Origin of the sequence: Nonomuraea sp. AD125B (genome assembly GCF_041402765.1) — a bacterium.
Taxonomy (GTDB): Bacteria; Actinomycetota; Actinomycetes; order Streptosporangiales; family Streptosporangiaceae; genus Nonomuraea; species Nonomuraea bangladeshensis.
Window position 1 is genome coordinate 593848 of sequence record NZ_JBGLOU010000002.1, and the last position, 20052, is coordinate 613899.

A 20052-nucleotide genomic window follows, 5' to 3' on the forward strand; every position below is an offset into this window, starting at 1 on the left:
CGGGCGTTTCAGGGTGACGCCGTGCGGATGACGCGGCTCCCGACGAGGGACGAGACGCCGAGGGTGACGCCCGTCCCGATCAGGATCGTGAGCGCGTACGGGAGGGGCGCGGCCGCCGCCAGCGGGTTGCCCGTCTTGACGAGGGCGAAGGGGAGGACGCTGAGAAAGGCGCCCCCGCTGCCGGCGGCGACGCTGACGGCGGTGGCCGCGGCCATCTCCCCGACCAGCATGCGGTGGGTCTGGGCGCGGGTCGAGCCGATGAGGGACATGACCGCGAACTCGGCACGCCGCCGGGTGATGGACGCGACGAGGTTGTTGGTGAGGGCGATGCCCATGAACGCCGCGATCAGGGCGACGACGAAGTAGTTGATCGAGGCGAGGACCTGGCCCGTGCCGTCCGTCGTGCCGGCCGAGTTCTCGATGCCCTGCATGCTGAGCGTGCCCGCGGCGACGCCGACGAAGAGGGTGAGGAAGGTGACGGCCGGGCGTACCCGGTCGGGTGCGGCGGAGAGGTTGATCGCGGCCAGATGGGAGGAGGCGGCGCCGTCCGCCCCGCGGAAGGCTCTGAGCGTGGCGTTCGCCGCGGCGACCAGCTCGGGCGCGAGGACGCACAGGCCGACGGCGACGAGCACGCAGCCAGGCCCGGTCATCGCCGTCGTACGGACGTCGGCCGGGTCCATGCCGAGCACCGCGGCCGAGGAGCCGAGACCGGCGACGATCGTGCTGACGGCGGCGAGGCGGCGGCGGCCACCTGGGCGCCGTCCCGTACGGCGGCGCGGGGGCGGGGCCGCGTCGGCGACGGGGCTGCGGCGGGCGAGGGCGCGGCTGCCGATCCAGGCGGCGAGCACGCTCGCGGCCAGCACGACGAGCACGCCGAGTACGGGCAGGAGCACCCCGGGCGCGTAGACCGAGGCCGGGTCGGTGAGCCCGGCCGAGCGGATGCCGCGCATGACGGCCCAGCCGACGAGGTGGCCGCCGGCCAGGCCGGGCAGGGCCGCGACGGCCGAGACGGCCGCCGTCTCGATGACGAGCAGGCGCTGGACCTGGTGCGGGCTCGCGCCGATGAGACGGAGGCCGGCGATCTCCCCGGCCCGCCCGCCGAGCGCCACGCTGATCGTCGAAACCATCGCGAACAGGACGATCGCGATGACCCAGCCCCCCATGATGAGCGGGAACTGCACCAGGAAGGCACGGTCGGCGGCGGCCGTGCCGGCGGCCAGCCCCGTGCCCAGCAGGCTCGTCATGGCCGTGACCAGGATCATGCCGACGAGCGCCACGAGACCGGTGGCGACCGCGCCGGCGCGGTGATGCGCGAAGGAGCGGATGGCGAGCTTGAGCATCAGTTCACCGCCGCCTCGTTCGCGGCCTGCTCCGCAGACTCGACCAGGACGGCCATCCGGCCGGCGACCTGCTGGGCGCTCGGACGCGGGAGGTGGTCGACGATCCGCCCGTCGGCGAGGAAGAGGACGACGTCGGAGTAGGAGGCGGCGACCGGGTCGTGCGTGACCATGATGATCGTCTGGCCGTGGTCCGCCAGCTCGCGCATGAGGCGGAGCACCTCCCTGGCGCTGCGGATGTCGAGGGCGCCGGTCGGCTCGTCGGCGAAGACGATGTCCGGCTCGGTGATCAGCGCCCGGGCGACCGCGACGCGCTGCTTCTGGCCGCCGGAGAGCTGATGGGGACGGTGACCGCCCCGGTTGCCGAGCCCGACGCGGGTGAGCAGCCCGTTCGTGCGGGCCGGATCGGTCCTGCGGGCGTCGAGGCGTAGCGGGAGCTCGACGTTGTCGACGGCCGACAGCGCGGGCAGCAGGTTGAACGACTGGAACACGAACCCGACGCGGCGCCGGCGCAACCGGGCGAGCTGGGTCTGGTCGAGCCCGCTCAGGTCCTGCCCGTCGAGCTCGACGGCGCCCGAGGTCGGCCGCTGCAGCCCGGCGGCGCAGTGCAGGAGAGTGGTCTTGCCGGAGCCCGAGGGCCCCATGATCGCGATGAAGGACGACCTGGGGACGTCGAGGTCGATGCCGCGCAGCGCGTGCACGGGCCCGGCCTCGCCCGGATATTCGCAGTGCAGGGCGCGGATGCGGAGCAGGGGCGGGGCGAGGGTGGCCGGGGTGGAGTACGGGGTCATGCGGTTCTCCCGAGGATGTGAACGATCAGCTTAAATGAACGTTTCAAACGAACGTTTATTTGATACGGTAGGGGATGTGAGTGCGAAGGACAAGCTGCTGACGGCGGCCCGCGACTGTCTGCTGACGAAGGGGTATGCGCACACGACCGTGCGCGACCTGGTCGCGGCGTCGGGGGCGAACCAGGCGTCGATCAACTACCACTTCGGGTCCAAGGAGCAGTTGCTCACCCGGGCCCTGCGCGATCTCAACGCGGAGTGGGGCGAGCTGCTGTTCGCGGTGCTCGCGGAGCCCGGGGGCGAGGAGGCCCTGTGGGGCCGGATCATCGAGTCGATCCAGGCCAACCGGTCGCTCTGGTTCGTGAACTTCGAGTCCGTCGCGTCGGCGCGGCAGGACGAGGAGATCCGCGCCATGATCGCCGGCGGCCAGGAGCTGGCCCGGGCGTCGCTGGCGCGGGCGTTCGCGGGGCTCGGGCCGGAGAGCGATCCGGCGCGGGTCCAGGCGGTCGGGTCGCACTACTATGCCCTGCTGGTGGGGCTCGCCGCGCAGTGGATCACCGATCCCGAGCGTGCGCCGTCGGCGGCGCAGTTCGTCTCCCGAAGCTAGAGAGCCGCTGGCACACTACTCTGTGGCACTGTATAGTGGTACTCGGTGCTACTGAGTACCTGGAGATCGAAGAGGGTGTGCGATGGACGGCCTGACGGAGATGCTGAAAGGCACGCTCGAAGGCTGCGTGCTCGAGATCATCGGCAGCGAGGAGACCTACGGCTACGCCATCACGCGCCGGCTGAACGAACTCGGCTTCGCCGACGTCGTCGAAGGGACCGTCTACACCATCCTGCTGCGGCTGGAGAAGAACGGGCTCGTCCAGGTGACGAAACGACCGTCCGGGGTGGGCCCGCCGCGCAAGTTCTACGCGCTCAACGACGCGGGACGCGCGGAGCTCGCGACCTTCTGGGCGAAATGGGAGTACATCACATCACGGCTCGACAAGCTCAAGGAGGGCGGGAGATGAACTTCTGGGACACCATCACCGGCAACGACATCACCAGGGACTGGAAGGCGCTCGAAGTCCGGGCCGCGGCATTGCCGGCCGACCACCGGGCGGCGTGGGAAGAGATCAAGGGACATGTCTCCCTCTACTCGGACTTCACCGGCCGCAACCTGATGCCGATTCTCGACGGTGCTCTGGCGCTGCTCGAAGAGACGGCGGCCGACGGGCAGAGCATTCACGAGGTGCTGGGCGACGACATCGCGGGCTTCTGCGCGGCGCTGGCCGGCGGAAGAGGGGCCCGGAACTATCGCGACCGGTGGCGCGAGCAGTTGAACAGGAACGTGGCGAGGAAACTGGGCCGGCTGGGAGGCTGACATGAGCATCCGGGACATCATCGAGGGCAAGAAACAGTGGCGGGCGCACATGGCGCGCGTCAAGGCGCTCCCGCCGGACTACCAGGTCGTCTACAAGGAGATGCAGAGGTACTACTTCAAGGTCGGACCGGTCGATCTGGTCGGCGGGTCCCTGCTCTCGGGGATCGTCGACTTCTTCGAGGAGGGCGTCGCGGACGGCAAGGGAGTCCTGGAGCTCATCGGCGACGACGTCGCCGCCTTCGCCGACGACCTGATCAAGGACTCGCGCACCTACGCGGACATCTACCAGGAGTCCATCAGCGGCAAGGCCGGGAAGTGACGGCGGCCCGCCGCCGCCTCACTTCCCGTCGTCCTCGCCGCTGAGCCGGCGGAGGGCGTCCGGCAACCCGTGCGGGTGCGGGTGGCGCAGCGGCCCCGCGCCCGGATCCTCGCGCAGCTCCTTCACCAGCGCCGCGCAGAGCAGGAGCATGACGAGCACGAACGGCAGCGCGACCAGGATCGTGGCCTGCTGCAACGCCTCCAGCCCACCGGCCAGCAGCAGCACCAGCGCGATCGCCCCGACCAGCACCCCCCACATCACCACCAGGGGCCGGGGCGGGTGGAGCGAGCCCCGGCTGGAGAGCGAGCCGAGCACCAGGGAGGCCGAGTCCGCGCTGGTGACGAAGTAGAGCGCGATGAGGAGCGCGGTGATCGCGGTGGCGAGCGTGGCGAGCGGCAGCTGGCCGAGGAGCGCGAACATCGCCGCCTCCGCCCCTTCCGCGATCTTCCCGGTGAAGTCGGCCGCGCCCGACAGCTGCATCCGTACGGCGCTCCCGCCGCTGATCGAGAACCAGAGCACGCTGGCGCCGGAGGGGATGAGCAGCACGCCGACGACGAACTCGCGGATCGTCCGGCCCCGGGAGACCCGGGCGATGAAGGCGCCCACGAACGGCGCCCAGGACATCCACCACGCCCAGTAGAAGATCGTCCACGTGCCGAGCCAGTTCTTGTCGACGAACGCCCCCGTCCGCGACGCCATCGCGAGCAGGTCGTTCAGGTAGCCGCCGAGCGAGGCGGGGATCAGGTCGAGCACCGCCACGGTCGGGCCGAAGACGAAGATGAACAGGGCCAGCAGGGCGGCCAGATAGACGTTGAGCGTGCTGAGGACGCGCACGCCGCGATGCACCCCGCTGGCCGCCGAGACGACGAACCCGGCCGTCAGGACGACGATGACGATCACCTCCAGCCGCCGCCCGCCGAGCCCGAACAGCTCGTTGACGCCGTACCTCACCTGGAGCGTCCCCAGCCCCAGGCTGGTCGCGGTGCCGAAGACCGTGGCCAGGACGGCCAGTAGATCCAGCATGCGCCCCACCACCGGCCTGGGCCGGCCCCCGAACAGCGGGGTGAACGCCTCGCTGAACCGGTTGCCCCGCCCCTTGCGGAAGGTGGAGTAGGCCAGGGCCATGCCGGTGATCGCGTAGATCGCCCAGGGGTGCAGGGTCCAGTGGAACAGGGAGTACTCCATCGCGGTGCGCGCGGCCTGGGGCGAGCCCCCCACGAGACCCAGGTCGGGCGGCGGGCTGAGCAGGTGGGTCAGCGGTTCGGCGACGCCGTAGAACATCAGCCCGATGCCCATCCCGGAGCTGAACATCATCGCGGTCCAGGCGAGATTGGTGAACTCCGGTACGTCGTCGTCCGCGCCGAGCCGGATCCTGCCGAACCGGCTGAGCGCGAGCACGACGGCCAGCACCAGGAAGAAGTCGGCGGCCACGACGAACAGCCAGCCGAGGTTGCCCAGCACCCACCCGAGCGCGGCGCTGCCGGCCGTGGCCAGCGACTCGGTGAAGATCGCGCCCCACAGCATCACCGCCACCAGCAGCCCCACGGCGACGGCCAGCAGGGGGAGGTCGGGTCGGGTCGGGCGCATCGTGCCTCCGGGATCATCACGTCAAGTGAGGTGAGTACTCCCCTGAGTGCATGCCGGCGAACCGCGAGGGCCTCACGGCGCGTCCCGTCCGGACAGCTCCCGCTTGCGGCGCAGCAGCGCGGCCCGCCGGACGTGAGCCCGTACGACGAGGACGGCGGACACGGCGGTGACGACCGCGCCGGTCGCCAGGGCGGGAGCGAGGCCCGCGCCCCGCTGCACGGCCGCCACCACGATGATCACAGTGGTGGCGACCGACGCGGCCAGGGCGAACCACCCCGCGACCACCCGGTCCAGCGCCAGCAGCGGCGTGCGCCGGGTGACCAGCCAGCCACCGTACCCGGCCCAGGCCAGGCACACCAGGGTGAACACGGCGAAGGCCAGACGGGTACGGCCCGGCAGCGCGGCCGGCTCGGTCGCCCACAACGACCCCGCGCACACGGCTCCGGCCAGCCCGCTCACCAGGGCCACGACACCGCGCAGCCGCCGCCACGGCGACAGCACCGGCGACAGCCGGCCGATCATCTCGTCGGCGGACAGGTTCGGCTCGTCGTTCATCGCTTCGATCCCTTCTCCGTCAGGTGGTCGCGCAGCAGGCGACGGGCGCGGTTGAGGCGTGACTTGACCGTGCCGACCGGCACGGCGCAGATCTCGGCGCAGTCCTCCAGCGACAGGTCCTCCAGGTAGAACAGCACCAGGACCTCCCGCTCCCGTACGGGCAGGCGGGACAGGGCGGCGATCAGCGTGGCGCGCTCCACCACGACGCCGGCGGCGTCCTCGGTGACCGGCTCCTGCTGCGCGCCGGCCTCGGCCACGCTGTACTCCTGGCGCAGCCGGTCGGTCACGGCCCGCCTGGCGATCGTGAACAACCAGGGCGCGAACCGCCCCGGCTCCCTCAGCCGCGGCAGCCCGCGGATCACCGCCAGCCAGACCTCCTGGGTCACGTCGTCGGCGCGTTCCGCGCCCAGCATCCCGCGCACGTACGTCCGCACCGGCTCGTGCCAGGAGCGCACCAGCTCGGTGAGCGCGTCGTGCTCGCCGAGCTGGCAACGCACGATCAACAGCTCGTCGGTCATCCCGTCCTCCCGTCGTTCACCGGTACAGTCGGGAAACCCGGCCGCCAGGTTCACGTCAGCAAGGCGGCCGGTAGGCCGGGCCCGGCAGGTAGTGCCGCCATTCGGCCGGCGTGATCGCGGGGAACGCCAGCGCGCAGACGTCCCGGGCGGCCCGGTCCGCGTCGGTGCCCCACAGGCGTACGGTCGAGTCGGCGCCGCCGGTGGCCAGGACGGTTCCGCCGGGCGCGAAGGCCACCGCGTTCACGCTGTCCGCGTGGCCGGTGAGCGCGGCCGAGGCGACCGGCCGGGCCGGGTCGGCCACGTCCCACAACCTGGCGGTGCCGTCGTCGCTCGCGGTCGCGAGCACCCGCCCGCCGGCCTGGAACGCCACCCCGGTCACGTTGCCGGTGTGCGTGCCGAGGGCCGCCACGGGTGCCGGGTGCGCGGGGTCGTCCATCCGCCACAGCCGGGCGGCGCGGTCGGCGCCGCCGGTGGCGAGGACGCGCCCGTCGCCGCGGAAGGCGAGCGCGAGCACGCCCTTGTCGTGCGCCCGCACGGCGGCGAGGGCGCGCGGGCGGGCCGGGTCGGTCACGTCCCACAGCCGCACCATGCGGTCCCCGCCGCCGGAGGCGAGCATCCGCCCGTCCGGGGCGAAGGCGAGGGCGTTGACGGCGTCGCGGTGCCCGGCGGCGCGGGCGAGCAGGCGGGGACGGCCCGGGTCGGCCACGTCCCACAGGCCGACGTCGAACTTCTCGCCCGCGAGGGCCAGGGTGCGGCCGTCGGGGGCGAGCGCCAGGGCGAACACGTTGCCGGTGCCGGCGTCCCACCGCTTGAGCAGGCGCGGACGGGCGGGATCGCGTACGTCCCACAGGGCCGCGGTGAAGTCGAGGCTCGCGGTGGCCATGAGCCGGCCGTCGGGGGAGAAGGCGATGGCCATGACGACGTCCGGCTGGGCGTCCAGGACGGCGAGCGGACGGGCGGGCCCGGCGCCGGACACCGCCCACAGCCTGGTCCTGCGGTAGCTGCCGGTGGCGAGGACGCGGCCGTCGGGCCGGTAGGCGAGCGCCGTCACGTCGCCGTTCTGGCCGGCCAGGATCGGCCGGCGCAGGTCCCACACGCGGAGGGCGTCGTCCCCGCCGCCGCTGACGAGGGATGCCCCGTCGGGGTGGAAGGCCACGGTGTAGACGGTGCCGGAGTGCCCGGCCAGCACGGCGGGGTCGCGGTCGCCGGCGTCCTGCGGGTCCGACACGTCCCACAGCCGTACGGTGCGGTCGTAGCCGCCGGTGGCCAGCGTGCGCCCGTCGGGGGAGAACGCGACGGCGACGACGCCGTTCTCGTGCCCGGTCAGCGTGGCCAGGTGGCGTACGTGCCGGGGATCGCCGAGGTCCCACAGGCGTACGGTGTCGTCGAAGCCGCCCGTCGCCAGCAGCCGGCCGTCGCGGCTGATCGCGGCGGCCAGCACGTCGCGGGTGTGCCCGGTCAGGCTCGGCAGCCGCCGCGGCCGGCGCGGGTCGGTGATGTCCCACAGGGACACCTGTTCGGCGGAGGCGGTGACGACCATGGTCCGGCCGTCCGGGCTGACGGTCACCGACGACAGGGGCGCGGGGCCGGCGTCCACCGTGGCCAGGGGGCTTGGGTGGCGCGGGTCCGTGACGTCCCACAGCCGGGCCGTACGGTCGTAGCCGGCCGTCGCCACGGTCCCGCCGTCGGGGGTGAAGGCCACGCCGATGATGCCCTTCGTGTGCCCGGCCAGCGTCGCGACCTGGGCCGGGCCGCCGGGCGCGGTCATGTCCCACAGCCGCGCCGTCGTGTCGTTGCCGCCGGTGACGAGGGTGCGGCCGTCCGGGCTGTACGCCGCCGCGGCGATGCCGGAGGGATCGCCGGTCACCGTGGACAGCGCGGCCGGGCGGAGCCGGTCGGCCACGTCCCACGAGCGCAACGTCCCGTCGAGGCTCACGCTGGCCAGGCGGCGCCCGTCGGGGCTGAACTCCGCGGCGTACACGGCGTCGGTGTGCCCGCCGGCCACGGTCGCGTACGGATTGGCGAGCGCGCTGAGCAGGGCGCCGCGCGAGTCCGCCGTCGGCGTGACCCGGTGGGCGGCGAGGGCGAGCTGCGCGGCCAGCGCCGGGTTGCCGGCCCGCAGGGCGATCGCGTCGTCGGCGGCCTTGCCCGACAGGGCCGTGTCGCGCTGCCGGCCCGCCAGCAGTTGCTGGCGTACCGCGACCACCACGGCGGTGCCGCTCAGCACCAGCAGCACGGCCAGGACGGCGGCCAGCCCGCGCAGGCGGCGGCCGGCGCGGCGTTCGGCGTCCGCCTGCGCGCGCTGGAGCGCGAGGGAGGCGTCCAGGAACTCGCGGGCCAGGCGGCCGGGCGCGCTGTGGCCGCCCACCCGGTCGGCCCAGGCCGCGGCGACGGCCAGGCGGGTCCCCCGGTAGAGGACGTCCTGCGTACGGCCGGCCCTGTCCCAGGCGGAGGCCGCGGCGGCGAGGTCGCGGCCGACGGGCAGCCCGGCCCGGTCCTCCTCCAGCCAGGAGCTCAGCTCGGGCCAGGCCGACAGCAGCGCCTCGTGGCTGATGCGCACGCCGTCGGCGTCTACCGTGATCAGGCGTTCGGTGACGAACCGGCCGAGCACGTCCTCGACGTCGGCGGAGCCGGGGCCGGAGTGCAGCTCGGCGAGCAGTTCGGGAAGTCGCAGGCGGCGGCGGGTGGTCGCGGTGTCGGGCGCGATGTGGGCCAGCGTGAGGAACAGCCGCCGCGCCAGCGCCTGCTGCGTCCCGGTCAGCGACCGGTAGACCTGGTCGGCGGTCTCCGCGACTGCGCCGTCGATGCCGCCGGCCTCGCGGTAGGCGGCGATGCTCAGGATGCGTCCCTGGCTCTTGCGCCAGGCGGACCACAGGGCGTGGGACACCAGCGGGAGCGCGCCGGCCTCGTGGGCCTCGCCGTCGCCGCGCCCGGCCGGCGCGACCTCGCGCAGCACCAGCTCGACCAGGCCCTTCTCCAGGTCGACGCCGGCCTTGAGCGCCGGTTTCTCGATGGCGTCGCGTAACTCGCGCTCGTTCATCGGGCCGAGGGTGACCTGCCCGTCCTGGAGGGCGGCCAGCAGCGCCGGGTGGCGCATCGCGTGGGCGTAGAAGTCGGCGCGCAGGCCGAGCACCACCGGTCCTGCGGCGCCCGCCGCGCACACCGCGTCGATGAACCGGCGCTGCTCCCCGGCGTCCTCGCAGAGGGTGAAGACCTCCTCGAACTGGTCCACGATCAGCACGTCGGCACGGGGGTCGCGGGCGGCGAGGGCGTCGAGCGGGCGGGGGCCGGGGGTGAACGTCCCGACCCGCCGGCCGGCGGCGGTCAGCGCGGCCGCCACGCCCGCCCGCAGGAGCGAGGACTTGCCCGATCCGGAGGCGCCGACCACGACCAGGGGCCGGGCGGGCGCCGGTGTCCGGGTCAGCTCGGCGACCAGCCGCGCGGTGACCTCTTCGCGGCCGAAGAACCAGTCGGCGTGCTCGCGCGCGAAGCCGGCCAGCCCCCGGTACGGCTCCGGGCCGGCGGGACGGGGGCCGGGCCGGCGGCGTACCCGCAGCCAGGCCGCCAGCCACTGCTCCAGGGCGGCCTCGTCGGTGACCGCGCACCCGCGCAGCACCTTGACCAGCAGCTCGCGCGAGGAGGTGGCGGGCAGCCCGCGCCCGGCGAACCAGTCGCCGATGGTGCCGCTCTGCCCGCCGGTCGCGGCGGCGAGTGCGCGTACGGAGATACCGGCGCGCTCGCGGAGCCGGCTGAGCGCCGCGGCGAACTCCTCGCGGGTGGTGATGAGGGCGGGAGCGGGGGGATCGCCGGGCGGCGGATGCTGCTGCATCGAGCGTCTCCTCAAGGTCTCCGCGGGGGGCGGTGTACGGAGTTGTACGGGTAATTGGCGGCCGCTCCATCCGTCGCCGGAGGCGTTATTGAATTCTGGCATGAGGAGATATGGGCGAGGGTGGCGTACGTGGTTTCCGGCGAGGTCGCGAGCCTTTCGAGAGCCATTTACGGAAATGTCGCCTAAAGCAGACAAATGCCATTGAGGAAAGCGCGGAGAAAGCGGGTAACCATGGACATCGAGGTGCTGACCCTCGCCGGGGTCGTGGCCGAGGCCGTCGTACAGGCGATGGTCGCCGACGGCTGGACGGCCGCGCGCACCAGGATCGCCCGCGTTCTGGGCGGCGGCGATCCGCAGCGGGTGCCCGCCGAGGAGGCGGCGCTGGAACGCTCCAGCCAGGCGCTGCGCGGCGACACGATCCCCGCGTCCGTCCTGGCGGGCCACTGGCAGGGACGCATCGTCGAGCTGCTGACGAGCCGGCCGGAACAGGCGGGCGAGATCGCGGCCCTGCTCCGCGAGCTCCAGGGCGGCGCCACGGGGGCGGCGCAGGTGCGCTTCGGCGGCCACAACAACGGCAACGTGATGATCGGTGACCACAACACCGGCAACGTCCGCCCCTGACGTGCCGGTGGAAGGCGAGGAGAAGTGGCAGCGCGCGACACCGGTCACGTGAGCTTCGGCGGCGACAACAACGGAGCCGTGTTCATCGGTGACCACAACACCGTCCACTACACCGAGGAACGTACGATCATCGCCGCGCGCGAGGGCGGCCCGGTGCCGGTGCGCCGGCGGGAGCACCCCGACCCGCGCTGGCTGCCGCGAGGCGCCGCGGACCTCGTCGGCCGCGACCGCGAGCTGACCCGCATCCGCGACCTGCTCGCCGAGCGCGGCGCGCCCGTGCTGGTCCACGGGCCGCCGGGCATCGGCAAGACGGCGGTGCTGAGCCGTGTCGCGCGCGACGCGGCCGACGCCGGCGAGGACGTCGTCTGCCTGTCGGCCGCCGGGCTGGAGACCGAGGACATCGTCCAGGAGCTGTTCGAGGCCTGCTACGACAGCCCCGGCTACCTGCCGCCGCCCGAACGGCTGCGCCGGCTCATGGGCAGAGTACGGGCGCTCGTCGTGATCGACGACTACGAGGGCTCGGCCGAGTCGCTGGAGCGGCTGCTCGACGCCACCCCCGGCGTCGGCCTGCTCCTCGCCTCGACCCGGCGGCTCCTGGGCGCGGAGGGGTACGTCCTGCCGCTCGGCGGCCTGGCAGAGGCCGACGCGGTCGCCCTGGTCACGGAGGAGGCGGCCGGCCCGGACGGCGCCATGACGGGGGAGGAGGCCGACGCCGTACGCGAGCTGTGCCGGGCGGCGAACGGCCATCCGCGCACGCTCCTGCAGGCGGCCGCCCTGATGCGGGCCTCCGGGGTGCTGTCCGTGGCGGCCGATCCGGACACCGCCGCCCGCGCCCTGGTTGCGTCCCTGGACGGCGACGCGTCGGCGGCGCTTCGCGCGCTGGCCGCGCTGCCCGGGGTGCCGGTCGCCACGCCGGCGCTGGCCGCGCTGGCCGCCCTGCCCTCCCCGGACGAGGCGGAGGCGGCGCTCGCCGAGCTGCGGCGGCTGCGGCTGGCCGAACCCGCGGGGCCCGGCCACCGCCTGCCGGACGGCGCGCCCGCGCCGCGCGCCCGCCACGACGCCGCCGGCTACGCCACCCGGCTCGCCGCCTGGGTCAGGACGGCCCCCCGCGCCGAGGTGGCGGCGAGCGCCGCCGTCATCGTCACCGTGCTGCGGGCGGCGGTGCGCGAGGAGGCGCACGACCCGGCGCGCGCCCTGGCGCGGGCCGCGGCTCCCCTGCTCGGCCGCTGCCTGCGCTGGGGCGCATGGGGCCACGTCATCTCCCTCGGGCTGACGGCCGCGACGAACGCCGGCGCGGCCGAGGACGTGGCCTACTTCCAGGACGCGGATAAGGCACGCAAGCGTGCCCTCGGCCTGCTCCTGGGGCTCCACCTGGGCGGGCTCGGCGCCACGGGCCTGTTCGCGTTCCTGGGCAAGGGCGGGCCCCTGCTCAGCGCTCAGACGGCGGTCATCGCGGCCGCCACCGCCGTGGCGGTGACGGCGGCCGCCTTCGTCGGCCTCCGCCTCGCCAACCCCAGCGTCGCCGACACGCCGGCCACGGCCGTCTCGGCCGAGCCGCAACCCCAGGTCGCCGGCGACCCGCCGACCCGCGCGGTCCGCAGCGACCCGCCCGGCCAGGACCGCGACCCCGCCCACGAGGACTCCGGGCAGGACACCACGCGGGACCAGCGCCGCGACCCCGTCACCCCGCCCGCGGGGACTCCCGGGCTGACCCTCTCGGACGACGACATCGTCAGCGGCGGCTCGGCCGACGCGCGCGCGAGCGGCTTCGAGCCCGGCGAACGGATCACGTTCTCGTGGACCGGACCGGGTGGCGGCGGCGACCTCGGCGCCCGGACCGCCGACGCCAGAGGCCGCGCGACGCTGCCCGACGCCGTCCACGGCGACCTCCCGGCCGGGCGGTACACGCTCACGGCCCAGGGGAGGGACCCCGGCAGGCGCGGCACCGCCACGCTCACCGTGCGCGAGCGGCCCGCGCCCCGGATCCGGTTCGACCGCGCGCCGTCGTCCGTGGTGGCCGGGACGGCGCTGGAGGTGGTCGCGGCCGGCTTCGACGCGGGCGAGACCGTACGGCTCACTCTCGGCGACACCACCGTCGCCACGGCCGCCGCCGGCGGCAGCGGCACGGTGACGCTGCGTGGCACGGCGCCCGCCGACACGGGCGTGTACCGCCTGACCGTCACGGGCCGCGCCGCCGACCGCTTCGCGACGAGGGAGCTGACCGTCACGCCGAAGCCGCCCCCGGACCTGTCCGGCGGCTGGGGCGGATACCTGAACTTCCGTGACGTGGGCGGCGGCACCTGGGAGGGCACCCGGTCCGGGCCCGACTGGGTGGAGCCGAACAGCGGCTGCACCTACCCCTCCGGCGGCCCGGAGGTGCACCTGTCCGGGCGGTCGCCGGTCTACGAGGGCGAGATCCGCTGGATCTACGGCTCGGGCGGGCAGGATTGCGCGTTCGAGTGGGGCGCGGCCACCTTCACGCTCAGCGAGGACGGCGACAGCCTGCTGGTGCGGGCGGAGGACCCGCACGACCCCGGCCGGTGGATGTCCCAGACACTGCGCAGGAACTGATCGGCGCTGTTCTGACAACCTGTAAACAATCATGTGAAAATTCGCCCCACCCGTCCCGTCCGCCCCTCGTTGACCAGGAGAACCGGGCCGCCGCTATAAGCTGCGGCCACTCCTGGTTAGACGTCGTCCTCGCCACTGATCCACTGATCCACTGATCCACGTACGTACGTGACAGGCCGACGCAGCTCTGCTCATGGTGGGCACGGATGGCACAGGGCAGGTTGAATGACGGCGATCGGGAACACGCAAGGCCGGTCCGCGCCCGAAAACGGGCGTCCACCGGCGGGCTGGTACCGCCGCGACCCTCTGGGGTTCGTCGAGCACGCCTTCGCCGCCCACGGGCCGGTGTTCCGGCTGCCTGACGACGGGTCGCTGTGCGTGGCCGACCCGGCGGAGGCCCTGCGGGTCCTCCACGACCAGGACGGCAACTACGACGAGATCTCCGACTTCTTCCACGTACGCGGCGGACGGCTGGAACCGCGCGCCGCGCAGGTCGCCATCGGCCGAGCCGCCCGCGCCACCCTCCGCGCCCACCTCGCCGCACACCCCGAGCGGCTGACCGCCGTGGTGGCCGAGCTGGGGGAGACCAGCGTCTGGCCCGCCGCCGGCCACGCGGCCGTGCACCGGGTCCTGTCCGAGGCGCTGCTGCGCCCGGACAGCCCGCCCGACCTGCGTCGCCTCATGGCGCTGGTGGTACGCCGCGACGTGCTGATCCGCCCGGCCGGGCGACTGCCCCGGCTCCGGCGGGCGGCGTTATGGACGCGCGCCGTGCGAGCCCTGGCCGCCGAGGCCACCGCCCGCCGCGCCGCCCCTGGCCCGCCGGGTGATCTGCTGGACGCCGTACTGGGGGCCGCGCCGCCCGGCACGCCGCCCGGCCAGATCGCCCAGGTGTACCTGCTGCTGTTCCGGACCTCGGTCGCGCCCGTGGCGCACGTGGTCGCCTGGGCGCTGCTGGAGTCGACCGCCCACGGCGTCGACCTGGCGGCCGTGTCGCCGGAGTCGGCCGTACGGGAGTCGCTGCGGCTGTGGCCGGTGGCGTGGCTGCTGGGCCGTCCCGTGCTGCGCGCCCACGAGATCGGCGGCGTGCCGCTGGAGCCGGGGGAGAGCGTGTCCGTCTGCCCGTACCTGCTGCACCGGGACGAACGGCACTGGCCGGACGCGGCCCGCTACCGGCCCGGCCGCTGGGACGGCCACGAACCCCGGGGCCCGTACCTGCCCTTCGGCGGCGGCGCGTTCACCTGCGCCGGAGCCGCCGTGGCCCACTCGCTGGCCGCCGGCCTGCTCGCCGCCCTCACCGCCGGCGCCCGGCTCCAGGTACGCGGCGGCCTCGGCCGTCCCCACGTCGCCGGCATCATCACCCCTCCCGGCTTCGAGCTGCGACGGACCCCGTACCGGACCTGACCACCAGCGCACGCCCGTCGGAAGGAGGTGAACTCTGTGAAGAAGCTGCTGCGTCGCGTCACCGGCCGCCGGATCAACCGGCAGGCGTGGTTCATCTGGTAAGTCCTGTTCGCCGGCCGCGCCGGGCGCTCGCTCGCCCGGCGCGGCCTCCGACGCGACCGTGGGGAGGCGCTCGTGGACGAGACGCTGGCGGCGTACGAGGGCGTCGCCCACCGGTACGACGAGCTCAACGCCCGCATGGACACCGCGGCCCTGGTGGACCGCTTCGTGGAGGCCGCGGAGCGCTACGGCTCCGGCGGGCGGCGCCTCCTGGACGCCGGCTGCGGCACCGGCCGCAGCAGCCTCGCCTTCCGCGAGCGCGGCTTCGACGTGACCGGCTACGACCTGTCCCCGGCGATGGTGGAGCAGGCGCGGCACCGGCCCGGCGCGGACGGGACACGGTTCCTGGTGGGCAGCCTGCAGCAACCCCCGCCCGGCCTCACCGGCTTCGACGTGGTGGCCTGCGTGGACGTCCCGATGACGTACCTGACCAGCACCGACGACCTGCACCGGGCACTGGCTGCCGCGCGCGGCCAGCTCGCCGACGGCGGACTGCTCCTGTTCGACCTCAACACCATCGGTTACTACCGGCGCACTTTCGCCGCCCCGATGGTGGCCGACCGCGGGGACCGGTACGTCACCTGGTTCGCGCTCTCCGCACCGATCGAGCCGGACGCGACGGTGGTCACCCAGTTCGACCTCTTCGAACGCGACGGCACGACCTGGAACCGGCTGTCGATGCGACACGTACAGCACCACTACTCCGACCGCACGCTCCGCCGAACGGCGGAGGCAGCGGGGCTGCGCGTACTGGCCGCACACGGACTGGTGGGCACCTCACTGCGCAACCCGCCCGACGAGGACGCCCACGACCGCATCCTGTACGTCGTCTCGGTCGCGCACAGCTGCACACAGGAGGGCGCGTCCTGACAAAAGCGCGCGCTCCCTCTCACCTGGTCCCGTGAACCACTTGATCTTGTGGGTCATACGCGGTCAGCCCTTGCTCGGCAGCTAGGTCGAGCAAGATCGACGAAACTTCAGCCGCGTGAGACCAGGAGATGGCGACGACAACACACTCTTGGGTCACGTACATGGGGGAAGCCCATGGAGACTCGTGCATATTGTCCTCGGCCAAATCCGGGAACATGGAGATCACGGCCTGATAGAAGGCTTCGATCGCGGGACTCTCCTCAACGACGCCCTCGAGCCCGTCGGCCAGTTTGTCGTAGACCTGGGCCGCTTCCTCCTGGTCAGCTGGCGAATCCTGCCGCCAGAAGGCCAAGTCGAAACTCACCCTGCTCCTCTCTTGAACCGTCAGCCGTCTTCACGTGCTGCGGCGACAACCATGATGGCGAGTTCTCCTCGTCGAAATAGCTTGCCATGGAGTCGGCCTCAGACAATCCGCGCCCGTGACCAAATTCTCGGGCTCGTGCAACCATTCATCGAAATTTCGCTGCTGTGAGCCCTTTTCATTCTGAGTATGTGACGGCGCTCGGGAACAGTGCCACTGCCGGACAAGTGGCCACCGCGACTGGGGCCTTCGTCCGCCTCGGCGAGGCTGCCGATCGCGAGCCTTTCACCCGGAAGCGCTCCCGTCCCGGGCCTCCTGGTAGCGCGCCCAGCCCTCGTCGAGGAGGCGGAACCCCGCGTCGATGGTGGATTCCGGATCTGCCTCGTGGGTGGCGCTGAGCTGGATCTGCAGGGCGAAACGGACGTAGAAGCGGATCTCGTCGTTCGGCTCCGTGAGTCCGAACTCCTCGGTGATCGCGGCGACCAGGGTGCCCTCGTGGCGGAACCACATCTTCTCCGCGTAGTCGAGGAGGGCCGGTGTCTCCTCCATGAGGGTGAGGATCTGGCGTTGGGGGCCGGACCTCATCGCGGCGATCTCGGAGAGGTAGTGCGCCTTCAGCGCGTCGGAGATCGTGGTTCCCGGCGCGCGGCCGCTCACCGCGGCCACCAGGCGCTCGTGCCGTTCGTCCTCGTCGCTGAAGACCAGGGCCTCCTTCTGCGGGAAGTGCGTGAAGACCGTCTTGGGGGAGACGTCCGCCTTGTCGGCGATCTCGCGGACGCTGACCCCGTCGAAGCCGCGTTCGAGGAAGAGCGCTGTCGCCGCGTCCAGGATCGCCGCCCGTGTCGCCGCCTTCTTGCGTTCACGCCGTCCCACGGCCGTTCCGTCAACCATGGCCAGATCCTACTAGTTCCGGACTCCAACTACATTGACGATAAAAGTAGTCTCGGTGTAGTAAGTGAGTGAGTGAAGTCATATCGGCGGCTGACGCACCCAGCGCCGACACCAGGAAGGACCATGACCATGACCATGACCAGCGACGTCAACGCGTGCCGGCCTGCGCAGCGCCGCACCGCGGGAGCATTACTCCTCGCCGGGCCGATGATCTTTCTGCTCGCCGAGTTCATCGCCGCGGCGGCCTGGACGGATCCGCCCTACAGCTACACGTACCACTTCATCAGCAATCTCGGAGTCCACGGGCCCTCGACGCTGTTCGGGCAGTACATGTACTCACCGCTGGCATGGGTGATGAACACCGGCTTCTTCCTGTTCGGGCTCACCATCCTGGCCGGTGTGGCCGCGCTGCGCGGACTGCGCGGCCGGCACCGCTGGGCGGCGCTCGCGCCCGCGACGCTGCTGGCCGCCGGCGGCGTCCTGCTGGGCTTGTTCCCCGGATCCGGCGAGGCGATGAACGACGGCACCGGTGACTTCCACTCCCTGGGCGCCCTGGCAGGGTTCATCGGCGGCAACGTCCTGGCCATCGTGCTCGGGAGCATGCACCGGCGCATCGGACTTTCCCCGAGACTCGGGCGAACGCTGGTCACGGTCGGCGTGATCGGCCTGGTCTCGATGGTGGCGTACTTCGCCGACATCATCTCCGGGGCCAACGTCCTCGTCGGCCTCATCGAACGCGGCGCCGTCCATCCGTTCCTGATCGGTCTCACCTGTGCGGGAGTTTCGCTCCGGTATGCGTGGTCCCGCCCCTCGGCGACTGACTGAGCCGGCCGGTAGCAGCTGGTTGAGCCCGAGCGCGCCCGGCGCAATCCTCACCGGGGACCGGCACCGCATGGCCCCTGCTGATGGCCAAACTCCCTACCTGTTCGACGTCAGCCCAGCACGCACACCCCCCGCCTCCGCCGTCCGCCCGATTGGGTGACCACCGCCGCGGACCTCGACGCCCTCCTTCTCGCACTGCCGGAGCGTCCTGACCGCGGTGGCCCTCCGTCAACTCCCCGCACAACTGAACATCCGAGGAGAACCAGCGGACCGCGGACGCCGTCTTCGCGGCCAACCTCGCCGGCCCCCTGGGCCCTGGCGCTCCTGCTGAGAACTCAGGGGCCAGGCACGGCTGAGCAGGCCGTCGTTCACCTGACCTTCTTCACGGGCATGACGGCCGCGGCGGCCGCGACCGCGGTCAGCAGGGAGAGCAGCCGGACCACGCCGTACCCGCCGGTCAGGGCGATGAGCTGGCCGGCGACGACGGGACTGATGGCCTGGCCGAAGCTGAAGCTCATGCTGCCCAGCCCCAGGTCGCGGCCGGCGGCCTGCTTGCCGGGCAGCACGTCGATCAGCAGGGCCCGGTCCACGGCCAGGTAGCGGCCTGCGGCCACAGCAGCGGCACCAGCATGGAGACGGCGAACAGCGCCGAGGCGCCGATCACGAAGGGCTTGCGGCGCCCGATGCGGTTCAGCTCGTTCAGGTGGACCGGCGGACCACCAAGGTCGCGTTGTCCGGCGGGGCGGAGCGGCGGGCGTCCGGTCGTTCCGGGCCCTTGAGCACGGCGTCGGCGAGTTCGGCGGCGACGGCTTCCATGTGCTGGTCGATGGTGGTCAAGGGCGGCTCGGCGAAGCGGGCCATGGGGATGTCGTCCACCCCGATGACGGCCAGGTCCGCGGGGGCCGACAGGCCGGCGGCCCGTACGCCCGCCAGCAGGGCGACGGCGACCTCGTCGTTGAAGGCGCACACGGCGGTGACGCCTTCCGCCCGCCAGGCCCGTGCCGCCGTACTCGCGGCTTCCGTGTCCAGCGGGACCTCCCGCACCGACGGCGGCGGCAGGCCGTGATCGGCGCAGCCCTGCCGGACGCCCGCCAGCCGCGGATCGTAGAAGGCGCGCACGCGGGGATCGGCCGGAGCGGCGTACCCCACCCGGACGTGCCCCCGCGAGATCAGATGATCGGCCTGCATCCGCCCGATGCGGGTCTGTCCTCGAGTCATCACGTTCGGCTGGCCCTCGCTGTCGCCCCAGGCGTTGACCACGTAGGTGCCCGCGGCGCGCATGTCCGCGCGGTTCTCCTTGGTCACGGGGGCGAAGGTGACCACGGCGGCCGGCGCCAGGTCCTTCCACAGCGAGGCGACGGTCCGTCCGCTCCCGATGCGGGTGATGACGCTGAGGCCGTGCCGTTCCAGGTCGGCGGTGAGGTGCTCGATCAGCTCGACGGCCGTGGAGCCCAGCGGGATGTTCGCGACGAGCAGCAGCACGATGTCGCTGCGGCCCAGCCGCAGGGTCCTGGCCGCGGCCGAGGGGGTGTAGCCGAGCTTCTCGACGGCCGCGTGGATCCGTTGCCGGGTCTCCTCGGCGATCTTCTGATGTGGCACGTTGTTGAGCACGTAACTGACCGTGGCCTGCGAGACTCCGGCCTCCCTGGCCACGTCGACCGACGTGACCCGCCGTGCTCTGGCCAACCGAGCCTCCCTCGTCTCGCCTGCGCGGGACTTAATCGTATCAGCGACCTCGGACCCCTTCATCGGTGTCCAGGCAGGCTCCGTCGGTGGCGGCCACTCTTTCCCAGTTTGGGGGTGCGTGCGTTCGAAGGTCTCGCGATCCTCGCTGGCCAGGCCGAACGTCATGGCGTGGCCGGCGTGCCATTCCCAGTTGTCGAGCAGGGTCCAGTGCAGGTAGCCCAGCACGTCGGTGCCGTCGGCGATGGCCTCGCCCAGGCCGGTGAGGGCTTCGCGGGTGTAGGTGATGCGCAGGTCGTCGTCGGCGGTGGCGACGCCGGGCTCGCCGCCGACGCGGCGGGCGAACGCCTCCGCCGGGTCCTCCTGCGCGGCTACCTGGCCGCGCTCAACTCGGCCACTGGCTGATCCGGCATCGACGCGTGGCGGGGTCC

20 protein-coding genes are annotated in these 20052 nt (G+C 73.0%); 10 read left to right on the plus strand and 10 right to left on the minus strand.

Annotation, left to right across the window (positions count from 1 at the left end):
- Window positions 1-8: 8 nt before the first annotated feature.
- Together ACBR40_RS07720 and ACBR40_RS07725 are read right to left on the minus strand one after the other, a co-directional pair.
- Entirely contained in the window at window positions 9-1340 is a 1332-nt protein-coding gene (locus ACBR40_RS07720) for an FtsX-like permease family protein (RefSeq protein ID WP_344207515.1), read from the minus strand.
- Window positions 1340-2128, minus strand: a complete 789-nt coding sequence (locus ACBR40_RS07725) for an ABC transporter ATP-binding protein (RefSeq protein ID WP_371248060.1) — start codon at window positions 2126-2128, stop codon at window positions 1340-1342. Before ACBR40_RS07725 ends, ACBR40_RS07720 begins: the two co-directional genes overlap by 1 nt.
- 76 nt (window positions 2129-2204) lie before the next feature.
- Here ACBR40_RS07725 and ACBR40_RS07730 point away from each other — a divergent pair, with 76 nt between their 5' ends.
- From ACBR40_RS07730 to ACBR40_RS07745, 4 genes are all read left to right on the plus strand, one after another.
- Entirely contained in the window at window positions 2205-2732 is a 528-nt protein-coding gene (locus tag ACBR40_RS07730; RefSeq protein ID WP_344207513.1) for a TetR/AcrR family transcriptional regulator, read from the plus strand.
- 82 nt (window positions 2733-2814) lie between these two features.
- Window positions 2815-3141, plus strand: a complete 327-nt coding sequence (locus tag ACBR40_RS07735) for a PadR family transcriptional regulator (RefSeq protein WP_329593557.1) — start codon at window positions 2815-2817, stop codon at window positions 3139-3141.
- Window positions 3138-3494, plus strand: coding sequence for a DUF1048 domain-containing protein (locus ACBR40_RS07740; RefSeq protein WP_344207512.1), 357 nt, complete (start codon window positions 3138-3140; stop codon window positions 3492-3494). Before ACBR40_RS07735 ends, ACBR40_RS07740 begins: the two co-directional genes overlap by 4 nt.
- A 1-nt stretch (window position 3495) precedes the next feature.
- Entirely contained in the window at window positions 3496-3813 is a 318-nt protein-coding gene (locus ACBR40_RS07745; protein ID WP_371248061.1) for a DUF1048 domain-containing protein, read from the plus strand.
- An 18-nt stretch (window positions 3814-3831) separates the two neighbouring features.
- Here the strand turns inward: ACBR40_RS07745 and ACBR40_RS07750 are convergent, their stop codons facing one another.
- The 4 genes from ACBR40_RS07750 to ACBR40_RS07765 all read right to left on the minus strand — a co-directional run bounded on the left by ACBR40_RS07750 (window position 3832) and on the right by ACBR40_RS07765 (window position 10302).
- Window positions 3832-5400, minus strand: coding sequence for a BCCT family transporter (locus tag ACBR40_RS07750; protein WP_371248062.1), 1569 nt, complete (start codon window positions 5398-5400; stop codon window positions 3832-3834).
- Window positions 5401-5472: 72 nt separating this feature from the next.
- Window positions 5473-5955 (minus strand): hypothetical protein, encoded by a 483-nt coding sequence (locus ACBR40_RS07755; protein WP_344207509.1) that lies wholly within the window; start codon window positions 5953-5955, stop codon window positions 5473-5475.
- The gene (locus ACBR40_RS07760; RefSeq protein WP_371248063.1) at window positions 5952-6473 is read right to left on the minus strand and encodes an RNA polymerase sigma factor; all 522 of its coding nucleotides are present in this window, start codon (window positions 6471-6473) and stop codon (window positions 5952-5954) included. Before ACBR40_RS07760 ends, ACBR40_RS07755 begins: the two co-directional genes overlap by 4 nt.
- 55 nt (window positions 6474-6528) lie before the next feature.
- Entirely contained in the window at window positions 6529-10302 is a 3774-nt protein-coding gene (locus ACBR40_RS07765) for a hypothetical protein (protein WP_371248064.1), read from the minus strand.
- 231 nt (window positions 10303-10533) lie between these two features.
- Between ACBR40_RS07765 and ACBR40_RS07770 the strand changes: the two genes are divergently transcribed.
- From ACBR40_RS07770 to ACBR40_RS07785, 4 genes are all read left to right on the plus strand, one after another.
- On the plus strand, window positions 10534-10923 hold the full coding sequence (locus ACBR40_RS07770) for a hypothetical protein (protein WP_371248065.1): 390 nt from the start codon (window positions 10534-10536) through the stop codon (window positions 10921-10923).
- Window positions 10924-10947: 24 nt separating this feature from the next.
- On the plus strand, window positions 10948-13494 hold the full coding sequence (locus ACBR40_RS07775; RefSeq protein WP_371248066.1) for a hypothetical protein: 2547 nt from the start codon (window positions 10948-10950) through the stop codon (window positions 13492-13494).
- Window positions 13495-13719: 225 nt separating this feature from the next.
- Window positions 13720-14895, plus strand: a complete 1176-nt coding sequence (locus ACBR40_RS07780) for a cytochrome P450 (RefSeq protein WP_371248067.1) — start codon at window positions 13720-13722, stop codon at window positions 14893-14895.
- Window positions 14896-15069: 174 nt separating this feature from the next.
- The gene (locus tag ACBR40_RS07785; RefSeq protein WP_371248068.1) at window positions 15070-15864 is read left to right on the plus strand and encodes a class I SAM-dependent methyltransferase; all 795 of its coding nucleotides are present in this window, start codon (window positions 15070-15072) and stop codon (window positions 15862-15864) included.
- Window positions 15865-15883: 19 nt separating this feature from the next.
- On the opposite strand, the gene ACBR40_RS07790 is transcribed toward ACBR40_RS07785, so the two are convergent.
- Both ACBR40_RS07790 and ACBR40_RS07795 read right to left on the minus strand, forming a co-directional pair.
- Window positions 15884-16228: a hypothetical protein gene (locus tag ACBR40_RS07790; RefSeq protein ID WP_371248069.1), complete on the minus strand. Its 345-nt coding sequence runs from the start codon at window positions 16226-16228 to the stop codon at window positions 15884-15886.
- 282 nt (window positions 16229-16510) lie between these two features.
- Window positions 16511-17116: a TetR/AcrR family transcriptional regulator gene (locus ACBR40_RS07795; protein WP_371248070.1), complete on the minus strand. Its 606-nt coding sequence runs from the start codon at window positions 17114-17116 to the stop codon at window positions 16511-16513.
- A 123-nt stretch (window positions 17117-17239) separates the two neighbouring features.
- Here ACBR40_RS07795 and ACBR40_RS07800 point away from each other — a divergent pair, with 123 nt between their 5' ends.
- Window positions 17240-17941: a DUF998 domain-containing protein gene (locus ACBR40_RS07800; RefSeq protein WP_371248071.1), complete on the plus strand. Its 702-nt coding sequence runs from the start codon at window positions 17240-17242 to the stop codon at window positions 17939-17941.
- Window positions 17942-18306: 365 nt separating this feature from the next.
- Here ACBR40_RS07800 and ACBR40_RS07805 read toward each other — a convergent pair whose 3' ends face one another.
- Both ACBR40_RS07805 and ACBR40_RS07810 read right to left on the minus strand, forming a co-directional pair.
- Window positions 18307-18552, minus strand: coding sequence for a hypothetical protein (locus tag ACBR40_RS07805; RefSeq protein ID WP_371248072.1), 246 nt, complete (start codon window positions 18550-18552; stop codon window positions 18307-18309).
- 85 nt (window positions 18553-18637) lie between these two features.
- Complete coding sequence (locus ACBR40_RS07810) at window positions 18638-19915, minus strand: family 1 glycosylhydrolase (protein ID WP_371248356.1); 1278 nt, start codon at window positions 19913-19915, stop codon at window positions 18638-18640.
- On the opposite strand from ACBR40_RS07810, the gene ACBR40_RS07815 reads away from it, so the two are divergent.
- Window positions 19832-20026 (plus strand): hypothetical protein, encoded by a 195-nt coding sequence (locus ACBR40_RS07815; RefSeq protein WP_371248073.1) that lies wholly within the window; start codon window positions 19832-19834, stop codon window positions 20024-20026. The two genes, ACBR40_RS07810 and ACBR40_RS07815, sit on opposite strands and share 84 nt — an antisense overlap.
- Window positions 20027-20052 lie beyond the last annotated feature (26 nt).

Excerpts from the sequence above, each read along its gene's own strand:
- ACBR40_RS07755 (WP_344207509.1), bottom strand. The coding sequence starts at position 5,955 with ATGAACGACGAGCCGAACCTGTCCGCCGACGAGATGATCGGCCGGCTG.
- ACBR40_RS07725 (WP_371248060.1), bottom strand. The coding sequence starts at position 2,128 with ATGACCCCGTACTCCACCCCGGCCACCCTCGCCCCGCCCCTGCTCCGC.
- ACBR40_RS07740 (WP_344207512.1), top strand. The coding sequence starts at position 3,138 with ATGAACTTCTGGGACACCATCACCGGCAACGACATCACCAGGGACTGG.
- ACBR40_RS07780 (WP_371248067.1), top strand. The coding sequence starts at position 13,720 with ATGACGGCGATCGGGAACACGCAAGGCCGGTCCGCGCCCGAAAACGGG.
- ACBR40_RS07795 (WP_371248070.1), bottom strand. The coding sequence starts at position 17,116 with ATGGTTGACGGAACGGCCGTGGGACGGCGTGAACGCAAGAAGGCGGCG.
- ACBR40_RS07770 (WP_371248065.1), top strand. The coding sequence starts at position 10,534 with ATGGACATCGAGGTGCTGACCCTCGCCGGGGTCGTGGCCGAGGCCGTC.
- ACBR40_RS07800 (WP_371248071.1), top strand. The coding sequence starts at position 17,240 with ATGACCATGACCATGACCAGCGACGTCAACGCGTGCCGGCCTGCGCAG.
- ACBR40_RS07750 (WP_371248062.1), bottom strand. The coding sequence starts at position 5,400 with ATGCGCCCGACCCGACCCGACCTCCCCCTGCTGGCCGTCGCCGTGGGG.
- ACBR40_RS07760 (WP_371248063.1), bottom strand. The coding sequence starts at position 6,473 with ATGACCGACGAGCTGTTGATCGTGCGTTGCCAGCTCGGCGAGCACGAC.
- ACBR40_RS07765 (WP_371248064.1), bottom strand. The coding sequence starts at position 10,302 with ATGCAGCAGCATCCGCCGCCCGGCGATCCCCCCGCTCCCGCCCTCATC.
- ACBR40_RS07735 (WP_329593557.1), top strand. The coding sequence starts at position 2,815 with ATGGACGGCCTGACGGAGATGCTGAAAGGCACGCTCGAAGGCTGCGTG.
- ACBR40_RS07745 (WP_371248061.1), top strand. The coding sequence starts at position 3,496 with ATGAGCATCCGGGACATCATCGAGGGCAAGAAACAGTGGCGGGCGCAC.
- ACBR40_RS07720 (WP_344207515.1), bottom strand. The coding sequence starts at position 1,340 with ATGCTCAAGCTCGCCATCCGCTCCTTCGCGCATCACCGCGCCGGCGCG.